15 protein-coding genes and 2 pseudogenes are annotated in these 20284 nt (G+C 52.2%); 6 read left to right on the top strand and 11 right to left on the bottom strand.

Annotated elements, in window-relative coordinates; genetic code table 11:
• Positions 1-353 (top strand): annotated as a pseudogene (locus GSP01_RS15265) (hypothetical protein); the annotation flags it as partial.
• A gap of 17 nt (positions 354-370) precedes the next feature.
• Here GSP01_RS15265 and GSP01_RS14780 read toward each other — a convergent pair.
• From GSP01_RS14780 to GSP01_RS12390, 7 genes and pseudogenes are all read right to left on the bottom strand, one after another.
• Entirely contained in the window at positions 371-523 is a 153-nt protein-coding gene (locus GSP01_RS14780) for a hypothetical protein (protein ID WP_167495547.1), read from the bottom strand.
• Positions 524-632: 109 nt separating this feature from the next.
• Complete coding sequence (locus tag GSP01_RS12415) at positions 633-818, bottom strand: hypothetical protein (RefSeq protein ID WP_141353988.1); 186 nt, start codon at positions 816-818, stop codon at positions 633-635.
• Between the two features lie 302 nt (positions 819-1120).
• A pseudogene (locus GSP01_RS15260) lies at positions 1121-1386 on the bottom strand (transposase); the annotation flags it as partial.
• Positions 1387-1508: 122 nt separating this feature from the next.
• A complete protein-coding gene (locus GSP01_RS12405) occupies positions 1509-3086 on the bottom strand; it encodes a dipeptide ABC transporter ATP-binding protein (RefSeq protein WP_141353986.1) in 1578 nt (525 codons plus the stop codon).
• A complete protein-coding gene (locus GSP01_RS12400) occupies positions 3083-3898 on the bottom strand; it encodes an ABC transporter permease (protein ID WP_141353984.1) in 816 nt (271 codons plus the stop codon). The genes GSP01_RS12405 and GSP01_RS12400 overlap by 4 nt, the downstream gene beginning before the upstream one ends.
• Positions 3895-4887, bottom strand: a complete 993-nt coding sequence (locus tag GSP01_RS12395) for an ABC transporter permease (RefSeq protein WP_141353982.1) — start codon at positions 4885-4887, stop codon at positions 3895-3897. The genes GSP01_RS12400 and GSP01_RS12395 overlap by 4 nt, the downstream gene beginning before the upstream one ends.
• A complete protein-coding gene (locus tag GSP01_RS12390; protein WP_141353980.1) occupies positions 4884-6512 on the bottom strand; it encodes a TIGR04028 family ABC transporter substrate-binding protein in 1629 nt (542 codons plus the stop codon). The genes GSP01_RS12395 and GSP01_RS12390 overlap by 4 nt, the downstream gene beginning before the upstream one ends.
• Before the next feature lie 346 nt (positions 6513-6858).
• On the opposite strand from GSP01_RS12390, the gene GSP01_RS12385 reads away from it, so the two are divergent.
• From GSP01_RS12385 to GSP01_RS12370, 4 genes are all read left to right on the top strand, one after another.
• Positions 6859-9489, top strand: a complete 2631-nt coding sequence (locus GSP01_RS12385; RefSeq protein WP_228123921.1) for a TonB-dependent receptor plug domain-containing protein — start codon at positions 6859-6861, stop codon at positions 9487-9489.
• A 35-nt stretch (positions 9490-9524) separates the two neighbouring features.
• Positions 9525-10175 carry a CMD domain protein gene (locus GSP01_RS12380; protein ID WP_141353978.1) on the top strand — a complete coding sequence of 217 codons (651 nt, stop codon included), beginning with the start codon at positions 9525-9527 and terminating at the stop codon, positions 10173-10175.
• Positions 10172-10786: an alkylhydroperoxidase domain protein gene (locus GSP01_RS12375; protein WP_141353976.1), complete on the top strand. Its 615-nt coding sequence runs from the start codon at positions 10172-10174 to the stop codon at positions 10784-10786. The genes GSP01_RS12380 and GSP01_RS12375 overlap by 4 nt, the downstream gene beginning before the upstream one ends.
• A gap of 96 nt (positions 10787-10882) precedes the next feature.
• Positions 10883-11896, top strand: a complete 1014-nt coding sequence (locus tag GSP01_RS12370) for a putative FMN-dependent luciferase-like monooxygenase (protein WP_141353974.1) — start codon at positions 10883-10885, stop codon at positions 11894-11896.
• 106 nt (positions 11897-12002) lie between these two features.
• Here GSP01_RS12370 and GSP01_RS12365 read toward each other — a convergent pair.
• The 4 genes from GSP01_RS12365 to GSP01_RS12350 all read right to left on the bottom strand — a co-directional run bounded on the left by GSP01_RS12365 (position 12003) and on the right by GSP01_RS12350 (position 18698).
• A protein-coding gene (locus GSP01_RS12365) for an IS5 family transposase (RefSeq protein ID WP_373320053.1) occupies positions 12003-12760 on the bottom strand; the annotation gives its coding sequence in 2 pieces (ribosomal slippage) (positions 12003-12430 and positions 12430-12760; 759 coding nt in all).
• A 133-nt stretch (positions 12761-12893) separates the two neighbouring features.
• The gene (locus GSP01_RS12360; RefSeq protein ID WP_141353972.1) at positions 12894-14339 is read right to left on the bottom strand and encodes an efflux transporter outer membrane subunit; all 1446 of its coding nucleotides are present in this window, start codon (positions 14337-14339) and stop codon (positions 12894-12896) included.
• Positions 14336-15520, bottom strand: coding sequence for an efflux RND transporter periplasmic adaptor subunit (locus GSP01_RS12355; protein WP_141353970.1), 1185 nt, complete (start codon positions 15518-15520; stop codon positions 14336-14338). The genes GSP01_RS12360 and GSP01_RS12355 overlap by 4 nt, the downstream gene beginning before the upstream one ends.
• Positions 15513-18698, bottom strand: a complete 3186-nt coding sequence (locus tag GSP01_RS12350) for an efflux RND transporter permease subunit (RefSeq protein ID WP_141353968.1) — start codon at positions 18696-18698, stop codon at positions 15513-15515. The genes GSP01_RS12355 and GSP01_RS12350 overlap by 8 nt, the downstream gene beginning before the upstream one ends.
• A gap of 578 nt (positions 18699-19276) precedes the next feature.
• Here GSP01_RS12350 and GSP01_RS12345 point away from each other — a divergent pair.
• A complete protein-coding gene (locus GSP01_RS12345) occupies positions 19277-20146 on the top strand; it encodes an AraC family transcriptional regulator (RefSeq protein ID WP_228123922.1) in 870 nt (289 codons plus the stop codon).
• Positions 20147-20284: the final 138 nt, after the last annotated feature.

The following is a 20284-nucleotide window of genomic DNA, read 5'->3' as shown; positions in this document are numbered from 1 at the left end:
CTCAACACAAAACGCTCTGCAACCGCCGGAAGCCCTGGGGCGCCATGGGGATCTTCGCCCGGATGATAGACGGTCTGGCTGACGAAAAGGCCAAGCCCCGAACCATTATATTGGTGCGACGTATCTCAAGGCGCACCGCACGGCTTCGAGCTTGCGGTTCAAAAGGGTGATCTAGAGCGGAAATTCCGTGCAAAAGCGGTCAAATACGACAAGTGGAAATACAAACGCTGTAACCGCCTCGAGATCATGCTCGGAAGGCTCAAGGGCTGGCAGCGCATTGCACTACGTATGACAGATGCTCAAATGCCTTCTTCTTAGCCATCTGCCGCGCTGAAACCGTTATGTTTTGCCTATGTGGCTTGAGCCTGGCCTACGTTAATGCCGACATTACCTCTACGGTTGGCGTCATAACCTGAAAGTCCGCTTCCGTCAGTTCCGGATTGCCGTTATCAAGTGCAATGCCCCTATTGATCTGGGGGTCTTCCTCGTCAGCCGGCATAATGATGTTAGCCTTGCGAGACATAGAGCGAACCCCCTGTTTGTTAGCTTTCCGCAGGCTGATGATACGAACTCCGGGTTTCGATTCTGGGCACTAGTCCATGAAGATGCTTCCCAATCGGGCCAAGCGCACGTCACATCAATGATGCCAACCCGTCGATCTTATCGGCCAACGCCGCGACCATATGCTTGATTTCAGTGTCTGCCCCTGACTTATCGACCGCAATATTCAGTTGCTCCGCATCACGCTGGATTTCGAAGACTAACTGATGGATCTCTGAATTAATACCGTCTTCGTCGTCGTTGGTGCGGTATGACATATTATTCTCCAAGGAAAATAGAATACTGCGCTCGGGCCAACTTTTATGTCCAGAGTATTTTTCTTTTCCCTTATGCTGAAGCCCCGACTTCCGCTATCTGCTTAACAGGGTATGCTTCGCGCTAGCAGCACAACTCGAACTCCGAATGCTGCCAATGTGCCGTTTATTGCTTGTTTTCCTTTTTGTATTCCCATCTGCGATCACGCACAGCAGGCCGCGAACACTGTTGAGCTGTTCAGTGATGGCCGACGCGTCGGTAGGCTCAGGCCTCATAGCCAGAAGATGACGGTTGCGGCGAGGCAGTCGGCGTCATAGCCACGATTTCCCAGCATCCATTGTGCTGCAGGAAGATTGCCCAGCAGAGCTGAGGCACCGGTATGATCGCTGACCTGTCCCGCAGTCATCAAAAAGCTCAGCGGTCGTCCGTTCTGATCCGTGATCGTATGCAGATTCGTGTTCATGACGTCTTTTGTCTACTCGATCAGGCGGCCTGGATCCCCTTTTTTAGCCGCAGGCTTGAAGCCGTGCGGTGCGCTTAGGGATACGTCGCATCAATCATGATCGTTTGAGTCTCGGTTTTCGCAGCAGACACTCCATCTATTCGTCTGTCAGCCAAAGCAGGTCGCTCATCTTCAGTCCCCTTGCAGAGCCTGAAACAGATTTCTACAATCAAATCAATGGGTTATGAACTTAGAGAATAGTCTGAAGCAGGGTTCGGGTATAGTCCGATGCAGGATTCGAAAAGATGCTTTCGGCACGCCCGTATTCTTCCTGCTGTCCGTGCCGAATGATGGAAAGGGTATCAGAGATCTGTCTGACAACTGCAAGGTCATGGGATACGAAGACGAATGTCAGGCCAAGATCATTCTGTAACTCCGTCAGGAGTTCCAGAATGCGGGCCTGCACCGTGACATCCAGTGCGGAAACGAATTCGTCCAGCACAAGAATGTCGGGTTCCGCAGCAAGAGCCCGCGCCAGAGCCACACGCTGGCACTGACCTCCGGAAATATCGGAAGGATACCGCTCAAGGATGTCGGGCTTCAGATGCACCCGCTCAAGAAGTGTGTGGATCCGCTGGAGACGCCATGAACGGTTTTCATCAAAATGGTTGCGGAGGGGCTCCTCTATGATCCGACGAACCGTCAGCCTCGGGTCCAGCGAACTCCAGGGGTTTTGATAGACAAGCTGCATGCTGCGGAATGGCCCCCGCTCGCCGGGGCGGCCACCAAAAGCATCTGCTCCATGAATCTGGACGCTTCCTGAAATCGGAGAAATCAGTCCCATAAGGCAACGCAGGATCGTGGTCTTGCCGGAGCCAGATTCTCCAATGATGCCGTGGGTCGTGCCAGGCTGTACGGTAAAGGAAACATTCCGCACGGTCGGACTTGTGCGCCCTCCGTGAGTCCTATGGGTGATGGTGAGGTTTGAGACCTCCAGGGCCGGAACCTGCGCCGGGGCGACCTTTCGCACGGGAGGAGTTCTGGGATGAAAGGCAGGAGAGTCTCTCAGGAGTCTGCGGGTATACGGAGAATGGGGTGCACTGAAGAGGCTGTCTGAAAGACCACGTTCCGCGGCCGTGCCGTGTTGCATGACGACGACGTCATGCGCCCTGTCACGGGCGATGGCGAGATCATGGGTAATCATGAGAACTGAACAGCCGTTTTCTTCGCGCAGACTGTCGAGCAGATCCAGAATCTGACGCTGGATCGTGGCGTCCAGAGCACTCGTGGGCTCGTCTGCAATAATGAGGTCGGGAGCAAGAGCAACAGCGATGGCGATGAGCACGCGCTGCTTCATGCCTCCCGAGAGTTCATGGGGAAACTGCGAAAAGCACCGTCCAGGATCGGGTAAGCCAACCTTTTCCAGAAGGGCCAGCACATGGTCATGACGCTCCCGCCGACCTTCGGAGGTGTGCAGACGCAGAATTTCCCCAACCTGTCGGCCGATGGGAATGCGAGGGTCAAGCGAACTGCCCGGATCCTGAGGGACGAACCCGATCTGACGTCCACGAATGGTATTGAGGGTGCGTGACGATGCTGCAAGCAGAGACTGTCCGTTCAGGGTAATGCTACCACGATCAATACGCGCGGAAGGCGGTAACAGGCGGATGACAGCCTTGGCGATGGTGGATTTTCCAGAGCCGGATTCTCCGATCAGGGCTATCGTCTTTCCGGGCATCGCCGCAAACGAAATGCCCTTCACGGCGATCCTGTCACCATAGGAAATGGCCAGATCGTTTACGTCCAGAACAGGGGTTGGAGAGGTCATGGTCGTTCTTCCCCTGCGTTCGTCATGGCCTGGCTCAGGCGGTTGGCTGCCAGAGCGACGGTCAGCAGGGCGAGGCCGGGGAATGTGGTCATCCACCATGCTGTGGCCAGATAATCCCGTCCTTCTGAAATCATGAGTCCCCATTCCGGCGCTGGCGGAGGCGCGCTGTATCCAAGAAAGCCCAGAGTGGCGAGGGACAGGATGGCCGTGGCATAGCGCAGGATCCCCATCCCGAGCAGCGGACGAAAGGCATTGGGAAGGATATGCCATCCGACTATGCCCCAGAAACCGGTTCCTGACAGGCGGGCGGCCTCGACATAGGTCTGCGACCGTAGCGTCCGGACGAGGTTGCGGACAATGCGCGCAAAGCCGGCCGTCTGGCTTATACCGACGGCAAGAGCGGCATGAATCGGGCCAAAACCCGTCAGAATGACGACCGTCAGAGCCAGAAGAAGTTCAGGAATAGCGAGAAGGACATCAATGACACCCGAAAGCAGCGTGTCCACCGCAGGCCCTGACAGTGCGGCAAATCCCCCGATGACCGAGCCAAGCACAATACCGGTCATGGTCGCCACGAAAGCGGCTGGCAGCGTTTCGCGCGTGCCGTAAATGATGCGGGTCAGGACGTCGCGCCCGAGCTGATCGGTTCCACACCAGTGCGCACTGTCTGGCGGCAGAAGATGTTCCGGAGCCACGCCTGTCGCCGGATCTCCGCTCGTCAAAGCGGAGGGCCACAGGATTGCAATCATACAGACCCCGATGACAATGGCGGAGAGCACAGAGAGGGGAGAAGGAATGGAAAATCGCTTCATGATCCGGACTTGCCGCCTCCGATCCGATGGGCCATGCGCAAAGTCGGGTCAATCAGGGGAATGAGAAGGTCAACAGCAAGGTTCGCGCCTACGAAACCTGCCGCACCAATCAAGACGACAGCCTGAAGAACGGCCACGTCCTGCCCCGAGACGGCATCCCGCGTCATCTGACCGAGACCGTTCAGACCAAAAACGGTCTCGGTGACGATGGCGCCTGCAATCAGTTCCCCCAGCGACAGCCCTGCCATCGTCAGGGACGGAATGACGGAATTGGGGAGAATATGACGGAAGAAAACAGAAACCCGACTGGCGCCGCGTGTCCGGCTGGCCATGACGAAAGGAAGGCGCTCCGTTTCCTCGATTTTCTGGAGCAGAAGTTTGGCCTGAGGAGCTGCAACCGGCAGACTGACGGTCAGACCCGGTAAAAGCATACCTTTCCATGTCCCGACTCCGACGACAGGCAGCAGGTGCAACCTGAAGGAGAGAACCTGAATGATAAGAATTCCGGACCAGTAGAGTGGAATTGCGCTCCAGAGTCCGGGGAGGGCATGAACGGCCTGTCGTAGTGCCCGCATCGGCAGAAGACTGGCTCCTACGGCAACCGCCAGGGTCCAGACAAGGGAGAGCAGAAACCCGACGCCTGCCAGCCGCAGAGTAACGGGCAGTGCCGTTGACAGCAGTTTCCCGACAGGAACGCCAAGCTGGACGGAATATCCGAAATTGCCATGCAGAACCTGCCAGAGGGTGTGAAAATATTGAAACACAGGGTTTGACGACCCGCTGTACAGAACGCGCATGGTTTTGATCTGCTCGGATGACAGGCCAAGTTCAGGGTCCATGAAGCGGATCATGACGGCATCTCCCGGCATCATCTGCAACAGGGTAAAAGTCAGCGTGAAGGCGCCCCAGAGGATAAGAAGAGCCCGACCGACCTGCACCAGGAAATGTCCGGCCAAGCCACGACGTTCAGGGAAATGAGAGACATTCATGGGGCCGTAAACTCCAGATCCCGCAGAACCGGTCGGCCGACCGCCTCAAAGCGCAGGCCTTTTAAATCGGGGGACGCAGCATAGACCTGTGGCTCTTCGAAGAGCGGGATGTCATAGGCATTATCGATCAGATATTCCTGAACTGCGACAACCCGTCTGAGGCGTTCCTCACGATCGGTGATGGAGGCGATATCAAGCAGCATCGTGTCGAGAGCCTCGTCCCTGAAAGCCCGAATTTTCGTGCTTTGTCCTCCCTTCTGAAGAAGGGAATCGCGGTTTCGTGGAAAGAATTCGCTCTTGAGAACATCGGGATCGGCCCGTCCCACTTCCGAAACTGTCAGGGGGGTTCTTTGCGGGTTGAGGTTATCCAGAAGAACCCCTGCCGCAGCCCCGGACATGATGTCGAGCTGCACGCCCAGTCGACGCCATTGCTGGGCAATCAGTTCGAGCATGGTCTTGTTCTGGGGATGGGGCAGGGAGACATGAATTCCCAACCGTAACGTCTGTCCGTTGCGATGACGTAGGCCATCTTCGCCCATTCTCCAGCCCGCGCTGTCCAGAAGACTCGCAGCAAGAGCAGGATCATATTTCAGTTTTTGGGAGAAATCGGCGTATCCTGCGGCCTGTGAGGACAGGATCGAACGGGCTACGGGATAATTCCGCGAATACAGGACACTCACGATTTCCTGCCGGTCCGTTCCATGAAGGAGCGCCTTTCGAACCCGGATATCGGCTACCAGAGGGTTATCGGGCCGGAAGGCAAGGCCGGTGTTCACGCCGCGAGTGGATGGTGCAAAAAGCCTGTATCCCGCACGGCATATCTGTTCTTCGTCATAGGCTTCGACCTGCCGGATAATGTCGGCCTGACCTGCAAGAAGCGCTCCCACCCGAATACTGTCCTCAGGAACGACCAGAATCTTGATCCGCTCCACCGTGGCTCTGCCCTCTCCCGCTTTTGGCCCCCAGCGATAGTCTTGACGCGCGACAAGATCGACCTCCCGCCCCGGAATATCCGCTGAGACGACGAAAGGACCGGAGCCTATGATGCCCGTTGCCGTTCCCAGGTCATCGAACGGACGCCCCAGTGTCGCGGGAGAGACAATCCCCGAACCCAGAACAGACGTGGCCTGCAGAAAGCCCGGGGCAGGGTGGGTGAAATGGAAAATGACGGTAGTGGGACTGGCAACTTCCGCATGATCGAAATTGCTGATGGCTTCTGAAACCGGAAAATGAAGTGCCTGATTGCCTTTGCCGTATGTCTGGAAATTGAGGGCGACAGCCTGCGCATCGAGCGGCGTCCCGTCAGAAAACGTGACGCCGGAACGCAGGTGGAATGTGTAAATCGTACTATCGGCATTCACGGACCAGTCGGTTGCCAGCCATGGTTTGATTTCAAGCGTTTCAGGATCCTGCCAGGTCAGACGATCCGTGATCTGGCTCAGGATGCCGCCGTTTGGATAGAATCCGCCTGCGGGCGGGTAGAGATTGGTATGCTCCTGTGGGTCCAGATAGATGATCGTACGGTCCGGAACCCGGCTCTGGGCCTGTGGAAAAGCAGAGAGTCCCGCAAGAAACACGGTTGCCAGCGCAGATCGTCGGACAGACACGGAGTGATGAAGCGGCATTATCACCTTCAGGATGGGGCGTGTTGAAACGTGGGTATGAATTAATAACTTAATAAAATAGTTGTTAATATATATATCCTTAAATTTCCCGTTTTGGAAAGATATTTGGGGAAAATATTTGTTGCGCTCTCAGAGTCCCATCCAGGCCTCTTACCCCAAGAAGAAAAGGGCGGAGCGTTTTTCCTGAAAAACAGGAAGCGGATAACAGACAATAATAAACTATATATAATAGTTATTTTTATAATAAAACATTTATGGTTGTTGTTTTTGTATAATCGTGTTTATCAACATTCATGACTGGTGATTCATCGCCAACACAAACATCATATTCGATGGTGAAATAGCTATGCCGTATAGACGGACTCATGACTTTCTGCGGCGTTCCGGTTCAAGACCCGTATGGATTGCCACGACTCTTCTGCTCTCTCTGGGGGCGACCGGCGTCGCAATTGCCGCAGATGCAACAACTGCGTCGGAAAGCGAGAGGGACACACGGAAATACGTCAAGGCCAGACGTCCACAGTCTGCGGAACACAAGGCAAGTGCCCCCTCCAAATTACCTTCGCACGCTGCTTCGACGGCGCCCGGAAGTGTTGAAGACCACAGCGGGGTCGAGCGGATCGTTGCGACAGGAAGTCAGGGTAATATCGCGCCTGCGTTCAGGGTTGCGACACCCACGAAAAGTACGGTTAGCGTCGCTATTGTTTCAGGAGCACAGCTTCTGCAGACAGGGCAGACCAATGTCATCGCAGCCCTTCAGCAAACATCGCCTGAACTGAATGCTCCGCCGGGAGGAGGTGGCGGCGCCTATTCAACAACGCCCACCCAGACGGTGATTCTTCGCAATCTCAATGCTGATGAAACGCTCGTTCTGGTCAACGGTGTGCGGCGACATATAAGCGCTCTTGGTAACTGGGGCGATGGCCCAGCCAAAGGAACCGAACCTGCGGATCTGAGCCTCATTCCATTGAGTGCTATTGATCATATCGAAATCATTACAGAAGGTGCGACAGCTCTTTACGGGCAGGACGCAATTGGTGGTGCCATTAATATCGTTCTGAAGAGCGGTACAAAAAATGGTGGCACGGTCAACTTCATGAACAGCGGATTTTATGCCGGAGACGGTCAGGCCGTTGAAGGCTATGGCGATATCGAGCACAAGATTGGTAATCAGGGCGGCGGGATTGATGTCGCCTGGCAGGTCCTGAACCAGCTTCCAAGCCATCGGGATGCGCTCAACACGGCCAAACTTTACGACCTGCCACAGGATGCCGAGATGCAGCAGCGGGTCGGGCAGGATGTCAATCGTGTTGAGGGTGTCAGCAAATCTCTGGCTGAAGTTTTCAGCTTCAATGGTCATGTTCCCATTACTGACCACGTGGAAGGCTATGCGACTGGCACTCTCGGACATCGCTCAACGGTTCGTGTCGGATTTTTTCGCGGGCCGGCCAATAACAATACCACCCGCGCTCTTTACCCTAACGGATACTCGCCACTTGAAACATTCGATGAACTAGATTTTCAGGTCAATGGCGGTTTGCGTGGGGTTTTGGCGCATGGGATCGCCTGGAATACCTACGCCTCGTTCGGGCGTGAGCGTGTAAATGAAAATGTCGAAAACGATGAAAACCCGACTTTCGGCGTGGATAGCCAGACGAATTTCCATCAGGGACAGATTATCGCCTCCGAACTGATCGGGGGAGCGAAATTCTCAAAGAAGTTTGCAATTCCTCACCTTGCAAAACCTGCCGAACTCAATTTCGGTTTGGAATATCGTCACGATACCTATCAGATCGGGCAAGGAGACTATCAGTCATGGGCAACCGGACCTGTTCTTGTTGGACAAACAGGTGTTCAGCCGAGTTCAGGCGCCGCCGGTTATGCTGGCTTTGAGCCTCAGAACGCTGGTAACTGGTCCCGCGATATTTTTGACGGTCATGTCGGCCTCGATCTGTTCCTGACCCGGAAGTGGGAACTGACGATCGGCGGCCGTGCAGTTAGTTATTCCGACAAAGGGGCTGCTCCGACAGGTTCGATCGGGATGCGTTACAATTTCAACAAGCGCTTTGCTCTGCGTGCCAGCATCAATACAGGCTATCGGGCGCCAACCCTGGGAGCGGTTCATTACAACGCGACGTCAACTGGCCCCGGACAGGTGACGGAAAACCTGTCTTCGTTTGATCCGGTTGCTAGACTTCTCGGTGCAACCGGCGTCAAAGGAGAAACCTCTCGCAGTTATGATATCGGTTTTGATTGGACACCCATCGATTCTCTTCGCGTGACACTGGACGGTTACCGGATCGACATCAATGACCGGATCGAGAGTACGACGGAATTTTCAGGCACCCAGATGAATGAATTCCTTTACAGCCAGGGAATTACCAGCAGTCCGACCGACAGAATATTCGTCAATTACATGACCAATATCGGCAACACGACTACCAACGGCTTTACGGCTAAGCTCAGTTACCAGTTTCCTCTCGCAAAACGCTGGGGCGTTCTGACAGGGAGTGTACAAGCCAATGTGGCGGACACCGAAGTGACGCATTACGACGACACTCCCGGCGTTCTACAGCAGCTTGGGCAGACGTATTATGACAGCCTGTCGCGAAACAATCTGCTGAGGGCATCTCCAAAGAACAAGGAATCCTTTGCGCTGGACTGGAGCAGGGGGCGCTACAATCTGTATGTTCAGGAACAGCGCTACGCCGGGGTGGAATGGATCAATTATAGCGGTGATCCCTCCTCAACCTGGACACATATAAGACCACAGGTTCAGACCAACCTTGCTTTCAGCGCCCGCGTTGGGAGCGGTTTTACGCTGACAGCAGGGGCTAATAATCTGTTCAACAAGTTTCCCACCCGCGTGAAGACCAGTACCATTTCCGAAACCCAGGGTACAATCAAGTATCCGGAAACAGCCCCTGGCGGGTACGAGGGCGGATATTATTATGCCCGAATTGGATATGTCTTCTGAGCGTTCCCAGATACTTCAGATATTCGGATAGACTGATGACTACATTTTTTTCTTTCAAAGCGGATCCGCCCCTAGATCTTATTGATTACGTGGTCGGAATTGATGCAGATTCTTGGCTGGATACCCTCAGGCGGGGGCGTGAGGTTTTGCGTGACAATGCGCAAAAGAGCGCTGAGCTGCTCCTAAATCCCCTGGAGGACGGAGAATTCCTCCAGACGCATCGATTGGCCGTCGCCGCCTTTGTTGCGGGACTACATGGCGATACGGCGATCTATCGCCTCTATCTGGACCTTCTTGAACGATCAGAACAAGGAAAAGAGCTGTCACCGGTTATTAAAAATCTGCTCCGGCGGGGAAGAACACTGGGGCCTTATGGAGCTTATCCTGCCGGCCCACTTTCAGTTGAGGATCTCAACGGCTCTGGATTTGAAGTTTTGGACGTCAATGTTGACAGATCATTGGCGCGGGCTCTGGAGCACGCTCATTTCCTGACATTTCATCCCAGGGACGCCTCGGTACAGGCACTTGAAAGACTGAAAGAAGCCGGGTGGACTGACACGGGCATCGTGACGTTATCCCAGCTCATTTCATTCCTGGCGTTCCAGATCCGCATTATTCATAGCCTAAGCGTGCTACGCGATGTCGGCCCGACAGCAGGTGACATCCTTTCGGAGAGCCCATCATGAACGTGACAGAACAGACTGTTTCACAGACAGATACTCAGGAACCCGACCGTTTTACAAAGGCTCAACTGGACTGGCACCCGTGGCTTGAGCCTCTTGAAGAAGGCAACCTGACTGAGGCCCATTATGAGGGGCTTGTAGACCGCGCACGGGCTAAATCTCCATATTTCAGGCTGCTAGCACGGGACCCCGAGATTCTTGGAGCCCGGACACGCAGCGACAAGGATATTTTCTACAATGTCGCAGGAGGACTGCCACGCAGGGAACGGGAGCTTGCGGCCACTGCTGTTTCGCGATTTAACGGATGCATCTACTGCGCTTCCGTCCACGCACGTTTCAGTGAGCGTCAAGGCGGTTCCCCAGCGGCTCTCGCCGCATTGCTGGAAACGGGGCTGCTTCCCCACGACACAGATCTGAAATGGCAGCTTGTGGAGGAAATCGCCCGACGTGTGTCTGAAACACCAGTCGGATTTTCGCATGTTCATATCAGAATGTTGAGACAGGCGGGGTTTGAAGACGCGGAAATTCTGGATCTGATCAATGCCTCTTCATTCTTTAACTGGGCAAATCGGCTTATGCTTTCTTTGGGATATCCGACATTTCCGTCAGAGTAATCAATCGGCATTCTCTGCAGGAGATGCCGATTGATTATGGAATATTTCATAGAGCACCAAACCATACCCTGAATCAGACTGAAAGTTATCTGGTCCGTGTCACAAAAACAGTTCGGTTTTTTTACCCGTCTTCTGGATGATGTCCCTGCCGCTCAGCGATATGCTCTTGCGCTGGAGCAGATCAGGGCTGCGGAAGCTTATGGCTTTCAGAGCGCCTGGGTTGCCCAGCATCATTTCCATGGGGATGAAGGCGGCCTTCCGTCACCTTTTCCCTTTCTGGCTCATGCTGCTGCCCAGACGTCTCGAATTCGTCTGGGAACCGGCGTTGTCACGCTCGTCATGGAAGATGCTGTGCGGGTTGCGGAAGATGCTGTTGTTACGGACATTTTATCAGGAGGGCGACTGGAAGTCGGTTTTGGCTCTGGGGGAACTCCGACGTCTTATCCGGCATTTGGTGAGAATTTTTCGGATCGACATGCCGTCTTCAACCGCAAACTCCATACGGTGAAATCGGCATGGACCGGACAAGAATTACCGGACGGCAACCGTTTGTGGCCGGTTGGGACGGGGCTTGAGAAGCGTAGCTGGCAGGCAACGTTCTCCGTATTTGGGGCGGAGCGGGCAGGGAGCGATGGTGACGGATTGCTACTGTCGCGTACGCAGCCCCGTCGGCCGGAAAAACCGGATGCTTCATTGTGGGAATTGCAGGTTCCAATGGTGGAAGCCTATCTCAACGCCCTTCCTGACGGTCGGGACCCGCGAATTCTGGCGTCACGATCGGTTTTTGTAGCCGATGATCGGGCGAAGGCTTTGCGACTGGCCGAAAAAGGCCTGTCGCGTCAGGTGAGGAAATTCCGTGCCGCAGGCCATACGATAGATGATACGAATATTGATACCCTGATCCGCACCTTTGATGTGCACATTGGCACACCGGAAGAAGTCGTTAATTCCCTTCTGCGGGACAGGACATTGGATCATGCAACTGAAATTGCCATTCAGGTGCATTCCATTGATCCGGAACATCCATATATTCTGCGTTCTCTGGAACTTTTCGCCACTCAGGTCGCACCTATTTTGGCGAATAAAAATAATGCCCTGTCCCCCAAATAGTTTTTCATAAATGAGGAGGGTCCGAAGAACGTTGATCGCTTCCCTTTTTTGGGGGATGGGCTTTGTTGCACAATTAATGTTGTTGACGTAACGGTAGCGGTTAGGTTCATATCCAGAAGATGACGGTTGTGGCGAGGTCGATGGTTGAGAAGAAGACATTCGGACATCTGTCATAGCGTGTTGCGACACGTCGCCAGTCCTTGAACCTTCCGCACATGATCTCGATGCGATTGCGGCGTTTGTATTTTCGCTTGTCGTATTTGAGCGGTTTGTTGGGAGATTTACGTTCTGGAATGCAGGGCTTTATACATTTCTTTTTTAGGGCTTCCTTGAACCAGTTGGCGTCATTCCCACGATTTTCCAGCATCCATTGTGCTGCAGGAAGACTGTCTAGCAGAGCTGAGGAATCGGTATAATCGCTGACCTGTCCCGCAGTTATGAACAAGCTCAGCGATCGTCCGTTCTGATCCGTGATCGCATGCAGCCTCGTGCTCATGCCGTCTTTTGTCCACTCGATCAGGCGGCCTGGATCTCATTTTTTAGCCGCAGGCTCGAAACCGTGCGGTGCGTTTTGAGATACGTCGCATCAATCATGATCGTTTGAGTCTCCGCTTTCGCAGCAGACAGGCCATCCATTATTTGCATAATAACGCCCATGCCTCTCCAACGCTTCCAGCAGTTATAGAGAGTCTTGTGTGAACCGTATTCCCGGGGTGCAGCCCGCCAGCGCAGACCATTGCGGTTCACAAAAATCATGCCGCTCAGCAGATTGTGGTCATCGACGCGGGGTTTACCGTGGCTCTTGGGAAAGAAGGGTCGCAGACGCTCCATCTGTTCGTCTGTCAGCCAAAACAGGCCGCTCATCTTCAGTCTCCTCACAGAGGAACCCTCAAAGGAAGAGGGTTCTTTGAACCCTCAATATTAATATAGATAAATTAATTTTACACTATTTTTGCAGACTATTTATAAGTAATTAAAGAATTTTATTCATTATGAATTAGTTTCTTTCTCGAGCTCCTTCCTTCCATCCACCACCCAAAGTTTTGTACAATGTAATTATGTTAGACATCTGCTGTAGTTTCGTTGTTATGGCGCCGAGCTGGGCGCTATACAGAGTGCGTTGAGCCACAAGAGTTGCCAGATAGGGATCATACCCCCCTTCAAATCGCGCTAAAGCTAATCGATACTGTTTTTGCCCCGCATTCACGAGCGCCGTCTGGGCGTGCAACTGCTCCAAATATGTAGAACGGCCAGATAAAGCGTCGGCGACCTCTTTAAATGCTGTTTGCACTGTTTTTTCATAACGGGCGATTTCTTCCCGCTTATGAGCTTTTGCCTGATGTAGTTGCGCTGTCAGACGCCCCGCATCAAAGAGAGGTAGGGTAATCTGGGGCGCGACATTCCATGCACCCATTCCGCTCTGGAAAAGGCGGGTAATATTGTTACTCGCCGTGCCGTTTGCGGCCGTAATCTGGATTTTAGGGAAGAATTCTGCGCGCGCTGCTCCGATATCATCATTAGACGATTTTAAAACCTGCTCAGCCGATAAAATATCCGGACGACGAGCGATCATATCTGATGGCAAACCTTCTGGAACATCGGGAAAAGGGACAACGTCTTCTAAGGATGCCTTATGATCCAGTTCGTCGCGTATTTTCGAGGTTAAAGGAGTGCCGACCAGAAGCTCTAGCTGGTTCAGTGTCTGCTCACGTTGGCGCGTATATATTTGTAAATTTGTTTCGGCATCATGCAAAGCAGCTTCTGCTTCGGCAACATCCAGCTGAGTTCCTGTACCGACATTAGCAGTCTGTTTGACCAAATCATATGTATGCTGGCGGTTTTCAAGCACGTGTTGTGTGATCGTTAAAGCCTGATTATTGGCAACCCAGTTCAACATTGCAGTCGAAACACCTGCAATAATGCTCAGCTGCATACTTTCACGACTTAATTGATCCGCGAGATATCGATCAAATGATGCGCGTGATGCCGAACGAATGCGCCCCCACAAATCCACTTCATATGCTGAGACACCAAACCCTACAGCATACTGACGCATATAGAATGGACTGTCACTTTGTGAGAGGCTCCAGATATGGGAATTCATTTTTTGAACGTTGGCACCGGCAGTGCCGTTAAGCGTCGGAAAAAGAGCCGCGTTTTCAATGTCGAATTGCGCACTGGCTGCTTCGACTTGATGCTGAGCAATCTGAAGGTCACGATTGTTAACAAGTGCCGTTTCTATCAAATCCTGAAGTACTGGATCACGATAGAAATCACGCCAGTTAGCGAGTGATGCGGACTCTGTATTGTTCGATCCTGACACCCTGGATGGCCATGAATTTGCAATAGGTGAGGGCGGCTTGTGATAGGTTGGTATCATTGTGCAGCCAGTAAGGGCCAGTATCATACTGGCCGTGGATATTGTGGCAGAAGGGCGCATCATCCATGTTCCTTCGTGTCATTCATATCATGCGCAATAACCTGCCGTCCTTCTGTCAGCGACGATGCAGGGTGTAGAACAAGGCGATTATTCTCTGACAGTCCTTTTTGGACTTCTATAGTCGCTCCGTAGTCTCGCCCAACAATAACGTTATGCAGTCGAATATGATTATCCGAATCCACGGTCGCGACTGATAATCCATCAGCATTGTAGATCAAGGAGTCAGATGGAATAATAAAGGTTGGTGCGGGACGTGGAAGATCAAAATGGATCAAACCATAAACGCCAGCAGAAAGTCTGCCGTCACGATTATCGAGTTCAATTTCCACAGGTAGCATGCGACTGTCTTGTTCCAGAGCATGACCCGTACGTGTTATGGCTCCGGGAAAGCTTTCACCGGGATGGTCTGGAACGTGCAGAATAGCGGTCGTACCGACTTTAACAGTGCTCGCCTCTTCCTGAGGAACATGAACGCGCACGCGAAGACGGTCTGTGCGTGCGACCACAAATAAAGGCTTAGCCTGTGCGCTGTCTGCACTGACAAGATCACCAACTTCAACATTACGAACAGTCACCACACCATCAAATGGAGCTGTAACGGTTGTATAGGCGCGGCGTTGAGCGACCTCTGCCAAAGCGGCATCCGCCGCTGCCTGAGCGGCATTCTGTGCCTGCTGGGTAATGCGGTCAGCATCAAAATTCTGCTTGCTGACCGCACCTCCGCCAACAAGTCCGCCTGAGCGCCTTGCTGTAATTCGAGCAAGCTCCAGATTGGCGCGTGCCTGCTCGAGAGTAGCTTTAGCCTGCGCGACCTGGCGGTCTAACTCTGGCGCGTGGATAATGGCCAGAATCTCACCAGCTTTTACACTTGTTCCGATATCAACATGGCGCTCAGCAATATAGCCGGATGCGCGTGCGCCAATGAATGCTGTTTCCTGCGGTAAGGTTTCACCTGGCAGATCAAGAGAAACGGGTTTCGTCTCTCTATGGGCAATCATGAAATTCACATCAGGAATCTGATTTTGACGTGTATCAGCCAATGCACGAGCGGCAATGCCTCGCTCACTATGTGCGTATAGTCCATAGCAGAGAAGGATGACTGCACCGACGCCGAGCAACGGGGCAACAGGCCCACGACGCTGGGTATTTTGGACAGCAGCAGACGAATAGGGGGAATTAGACATTATTGTATTCCTCAAGAATGCGGCTTTCTCGTTTTCTCAGGCGCGTATAGAGCCAGGGGACAATGAACAGGGTGGCGCAGGTTCCCATCATCAGGCCGCCAATTACGGCACGTCCGAGCGGAGCGTTTTGTTCGCCGCCATCGCCAAGCCCCAGAGACATTGGCAACATACCGATGATCATGGCGAGGGATGTCATGAGAATGGGACGAAGGCGTGCCTGTCCTGCAGCGATTGCTGCTTCAATGGCGCTAAGACCTTCAGCACGTCTTTCCTTGGCAAATGTCACAAGCAGGATTGAGTTGGCGCTGGCGACACCGACACTCATGATTGCTCCCATCAAAGATGGCACGGAGAATGTTGTTCCCGTGATGAACAGCATGAATACAATCCCGCACATGGCACCTGGGAGCCCCAGAACCACGACAAACGGGTCCATGAAGGATTGGAAGTTCACGGCCATCAGGAGGTAAACAGCAATGGCTGCAACCATTAGACCAATCCCTAGCCGCACAAAGGCTGAATGCATGCTGTCAATCTGGCCCTGAACTGTGATGGTATTCCCTGCAGACAGTTCACCGCGATGACGTGCAATGACCTTGTCGATATCGCGGGCAATGCTACCGAGATCGCGGCCCTCTGCGCTCGCGTAGATGTCGAGGGTTGGTTGAATGTTGCTGTGCGATATGACGTTTTGTGCCGTACCGCGTTTGATGGTCGCGACATTGCTCAGAAGAACTGATGAATGTTGTGATCCAGCCGTGGATGCGATGACCGTGTCGCGAAGATCATTCAGTGTGTTGATGCGATATTGTGGGGTCTGAACGGCCAGGGGATACTGAATACCTGATGCTGGATCGACCCAGAAGTTCGGTGTGACTGTGTTGGACGAAGCAAGCGATACCATCACATTACGTGCGACATCATTCAGCGTCAGTCCAAGGTCAAGGGCCCGTTCCCGATCAATCGCAACGGAGAGTTCTGGAGCTGCAATCTGCTGGTGGAGATGGACATCCACGAGGCCAGGAATATGTGAGACTTCCTGACGGACTTCCTGCATGACCTTGCGGTTACTTGCTGCATCGTAACCCGCGATGCGGATATCAATCTGTGCAGGTAGGCCGAAATTCAGAATCTGGGTTACGATATCTGCCGGCTGGAAATAGAAAATACACTCTGGAAAACGACGAGCCAGCTCGGTCCGAAGTTTGCGGATATAATCAGCCGTCGGATGATGACCTTCCTTGAGGGCCACCATGATCTGGCCGTCATTTGGCCCGACTGTTGAGCCGTCATCAAAAGGCATGGAGTACCGGAAAGGAATACCGATATTATCAAGTACAAGTGCTCGTTCGTTTTCAGGAACAATATTACGAATAACGTCTTCAACTTTATCGAATGTCTGCTCTGTACTCTCCAGACGTGTGCCTTCTGGGGCACGGACGTGCAGTTTGAATTCACCAGCATCAATGGTCGGAAAGAAATCCTGGCCAACCTGAGTGGCAATGAGTGCTGCAGCAAGAATTGCAACCCCACCAATGGCAGGTGCTTTCCATTTGCTCTCAATAAGCCGTGTTAAAGTGCGAACATAAGCATCTTTGATGCGGTGAAAGCGATAATCGAAACGAATACCGAAGCGGGCAATCAGATCTGGTCCCAGACCAGCAGCCTGCCGGCGTTCCACCTGCCGTTCTTCAGCGCGTAAGAGAATAGCTGAAAAAATCGGGACTAATGTTCGACTGATCGCATATGACGCAAGCATGGCGTAAACCACCGCGAGAGCCATCGGCGTGAAAAGGAAGCGGGAAGGACCGACCAGAAACTCGACCGATACGAACACGCTGGAAATCGCAAGAGTCGAGACGAGCGTTGGCAGTGCGATTTCTGAGGCACCATTCAGCACAGCCTCACGTAAAGTCGCCCCTTCGTGGCGTACGCGATGAATGTTCTCAATGGTAACGGTTGCGTCGTCCACCAGGATACCGACAGCAAGAGCCAACCCACCCAGTGTCATCAAGTTCAATGTCTGACCTGTCCAGGACAGAATGGCGATTGAAGACAGGATGGCTAGCGGAATGGAAATGGCAACGATAATGGTTGAGCGCCAGCTGGCAAGAAAGGCGAGAATCATAGCTGCGGTGAGCAGCCCAGCAATGACTGCCTCTGATGCAACTCCAGTAATGGCAGACTTTACGAACAAAGACTGATCGAAGAGCTCCTCGATCTTCATGCCCGCAGGGGCTGCAGCTCGGGTAACGGGTAGAACCTGATTACGGATAGCGTTAACCACATCGAGTGTTGATGCGTTTCCGGCTTTCATAATCGACAGGAGGACGGATCGGTGCCCTTCACGACGCACGACGTTCTGCTGGACCGCCGTTCCATCGCGGACCTGCGCCACATCTGAGACCCGGATGATTGCGCCAGTTTTAGGGTCACGCTTCAGGGGAACGTTATTGAGACGGGCAAGAACATCGGGCATTCCGTTCATACGAACGTCATATTGCGTGGGCCCGAACTTAACCGTACCGCCCGGAAGCGTAAGGTTTTGAACATTCATGGCATTGGAAACATCTAACGGCGTCAGCCCCACTCCGGCCAGCTTCGTCGCATCAATATCCACCATGACCTGACGAATCTTTCCGCCAAATGGTGGCGGCAGAAGTGTTCCTGGAATTGGAGCGAGCTGCTGACGAATACGGTAGATGCCGTAATCATACAGTTCACTTTCGGTCAGCTTGTCAGATGATAATGATAGTTGCAGAACCGGAACGCTTGATGCGCTGTACTGCATGATAATCGGAGGCTGGATTCCTGGCGGGAGAAAGGCGCGTATCGAGTTGGTCGCCGAGACGGTTTGCGCCATGGCAAGATCGACGTTGACCCCGGGCTGGAAGTATAATTTCTCAACAACAAGACCCGGTGTCGTCTGGCTCTCGATGGTTCTCAGGTTATTAACAAAAAAACTGTTTGCGAATTCAGTATAGGTACTAATTCTCTTTTCAGTTTCTGCAGCATCAAGACCGTCATAATACCATACTACGGTGACAACAGGGATATCGATGTTCGGGAAAACATCAGTCGGTGTTTTAAAAACGGCCGTGATACCAAGGAGCAGGATCAATAACCCCGCGACAAGGAATGTGTATGGCCGTCGAAGCGCTAGGGCGACGATTCCCATCAAAAACTCAATTCTAAGGGCTTTGGAACGCCTGTTTCGCGTCCCACTTATCTAACCTGATGAGTCAAACAAGCTGGCAAGCTTTCGCCATGATGCAGCGTGAATAAGACAGCAGAGATCACGCCTGACAGGTATGACGTGCTGCTTTCACACATGAGATATGATCAGATCATGCAATGAAAGCAGGGAACGGCGGTAGAATGATCCTCTCAAAAAATTATACGATACGATCATACTTCGCAGAAGATTGGCATTTCATAAAAATGTAACAAACCTTATTCTGCTGGCGGGTGCCCTAAGATAATTTTAGTTTTCTCTCTCCGTTGCGAAGGAAAATGCTCAAATAATCAGCCCTAATCTGGACATTTCTAGTGTGAACGACAGATAGATCGGATAAGGGCAGGGACGTAAAAAATATAATTTTGGTATGATTTAAGGTTTTTGGATCGTAAAACTGCGAGGGGTAGGACGGAAAAATTTAAAATATGGATCTTGTATAAAACCATCATTGTTACTAGCTCTAACCATAGCCGTATCAATCATCTCTTAGAAATAGGTTTGGCACTGTGAACGCCAATTTGACCACGCTCCGTCGTATTATTGATCGGCACTGCGTTGAACCGACAACACGCACAATCATCCCAGGGCTTCTTCTGTTTCGTGCAGATGAACCCACTACTCCTATGGATGTAGTTTATGAGCCCCGATTTTGCATTATCGTGCAAGGCAGCAAAACGGTTACTCTCTGTGATAAGGTTTTTGAGTATAACTCCCAAAAATATTTGATAACAGCTGTAGACCTTCCTGTTAAAGGGTGCGTTACACAAGCAAGTAAAGAAAATCCATATCTTTCTTTATGTATTTCTCTTAGTCCAGAAAAAATAAAGGATCTGATAAATGATATTGGAATTCATGAATCAGAGTCAAAATCTATTTGCCCTTCTTGCATAACCACAAGTGAATTAACGGACGATATCTTTAATCCTGTGTTTCGTCTTCTCTCTATGTTGGATGCTCCACAGGACATTCCTGTTTTGTATGAATCCACCATGAGAGAAATATTGTACAGGCTACTTCAAGGTCCTCAAGGTTATGTATTGCGGCAAATAGCCACAGTTGGATCAAACCTGTCACATCTCAACCGGGCCATTGACTGGATCCGGGGGCATTATTGTGAGGCTTTTGATATTGCATCTCTCGCCGAGGTCGCAGGAATGAGTACGCCTTCTTTTCATAGACATTTTCGAGCAGCAACCATGATGAGTCCATTGCAATATCGCAATCGTATACGACTGCAAGAAGCTCGCCGCCTCATGCTCAATCAAAACATGGATGCAGCAGAGGCCGGATTTTGTGTCGGTTACGAGAGCCCATCACAATTCAGCCGGGAGTATCGTCGCATGTTTGGAGCCCCCCCAGCTGCAGATGTTAAATATATAAAGCAGTAAATTATATTGATATCTTGATTAAGTTACATTCAATAATGAAGAAAAAATCTATCATTGAACACCTCATCCTAAAGAGGCGTGGGAATTTAATAAAATAATAAGTGGATTTTATCCATGTCTGAAGCGGGTTCAACCTGG

This window comes from Gluconobacter sphaericus NBRC 12467, from assembly GCF_006539125.1.
Classification (GTDB): Bacteria; Pseudomonadota; Alphaproteobacteria; order Acetobacterales; family Acetobacteraceae; genus Gluconobacter; species Gluconobacter sphaericus.
The sequence above is the reverse complement of the archived record's forward strand: the minus strand, read 5'-3'. Positions and strand labels throughout refer to the sequence as shown.

Bases quoted from the DNA above. Each gene is read 5' to 3' on its own strand.
- GSP01_RS14780 (WP_167495547.1), bottom strand. From the start codon at position 523: ATGTCTCGCAAGGCTAACATCATTATGCCGGCTGACGAGGAAGACCCC.
- GSP01_RS12415 (WP_141353988.1), bottom strand. From the start codon at position 818: ATGTCATACCGCACCAACGACGACGAAGACGGTATTAATTCAGAGATC.
- GSP01_RS12405 (WP_141353986.1), bottom strand. From the start codon at position 3,086: ATGACCTCTCCAACCCCTGTTCTGGACGTAAACGATCTGGCCATTTCC.
- GSP01_RS12400 (WP_141353984.1), bottom strand. From the start codon at position 3,898: ATGAAGCGATTTTCCATTCCTTCTCCCCTCTCTGTGCTCTCCGCCATT.
- GSP01_RS12395 (WP_141353982.1), bottom strand. From the start codon at position 4,887: ATGAATGTCTCTCATTTCCCTGAACGTCGTGGCTTGGCCGGACATTTC.
- GSP01_RS12390 (WP_141353980.1), bottom strand. From the start codon at position 6,512: ATGCCGCTTCATCACTCCGTGTCTGTCCGACGATCTGCGCTGGCAACC.
- GSP01_RS12385 (WP_228123921.1), top strand. From the start codon at position 6,859: ATGCCGTATAGACGGACTCATGACTTTCTGCGGCGTTCCGGTTCAAGA.
- GSP01_RS12380 (WP_141353978.1), top strand. From the start codon at position 9,525: ATGACTACATTTTTTTCTTTCAAAGCGGATCCGCCCCTAGATCTTATT.
- GSP01_RS12375 (WP_141353976.1), top strand. From the start codon at position 10,172: ATGAACGTGACAGAACAGACTGTTTCACAGACAGATACTCAGGAACCC.
- GSP01_RS12360 (WP_141353972.1), bottom strand. From the start codon at position 14,339: ATGATGCGCCCTTCTGCCACAATATCCACGGCCAGTATGATACTGGCC.
- GSP01_RS12355 (WP_141353970.1), bottom strand. From the start codon at position 15,520: ATGTCTAATTCCCCCTATTCGTCTGCTGCTGTCCAAAATACCCAGCGT.
- GSP01_RS12350 (WP_141353968.1), bottom strand. From the start codon at position 18,698: ATGGGAATCGTCGCCCTAGCGCTTCGACGGCCATACACATTCCTTGTC.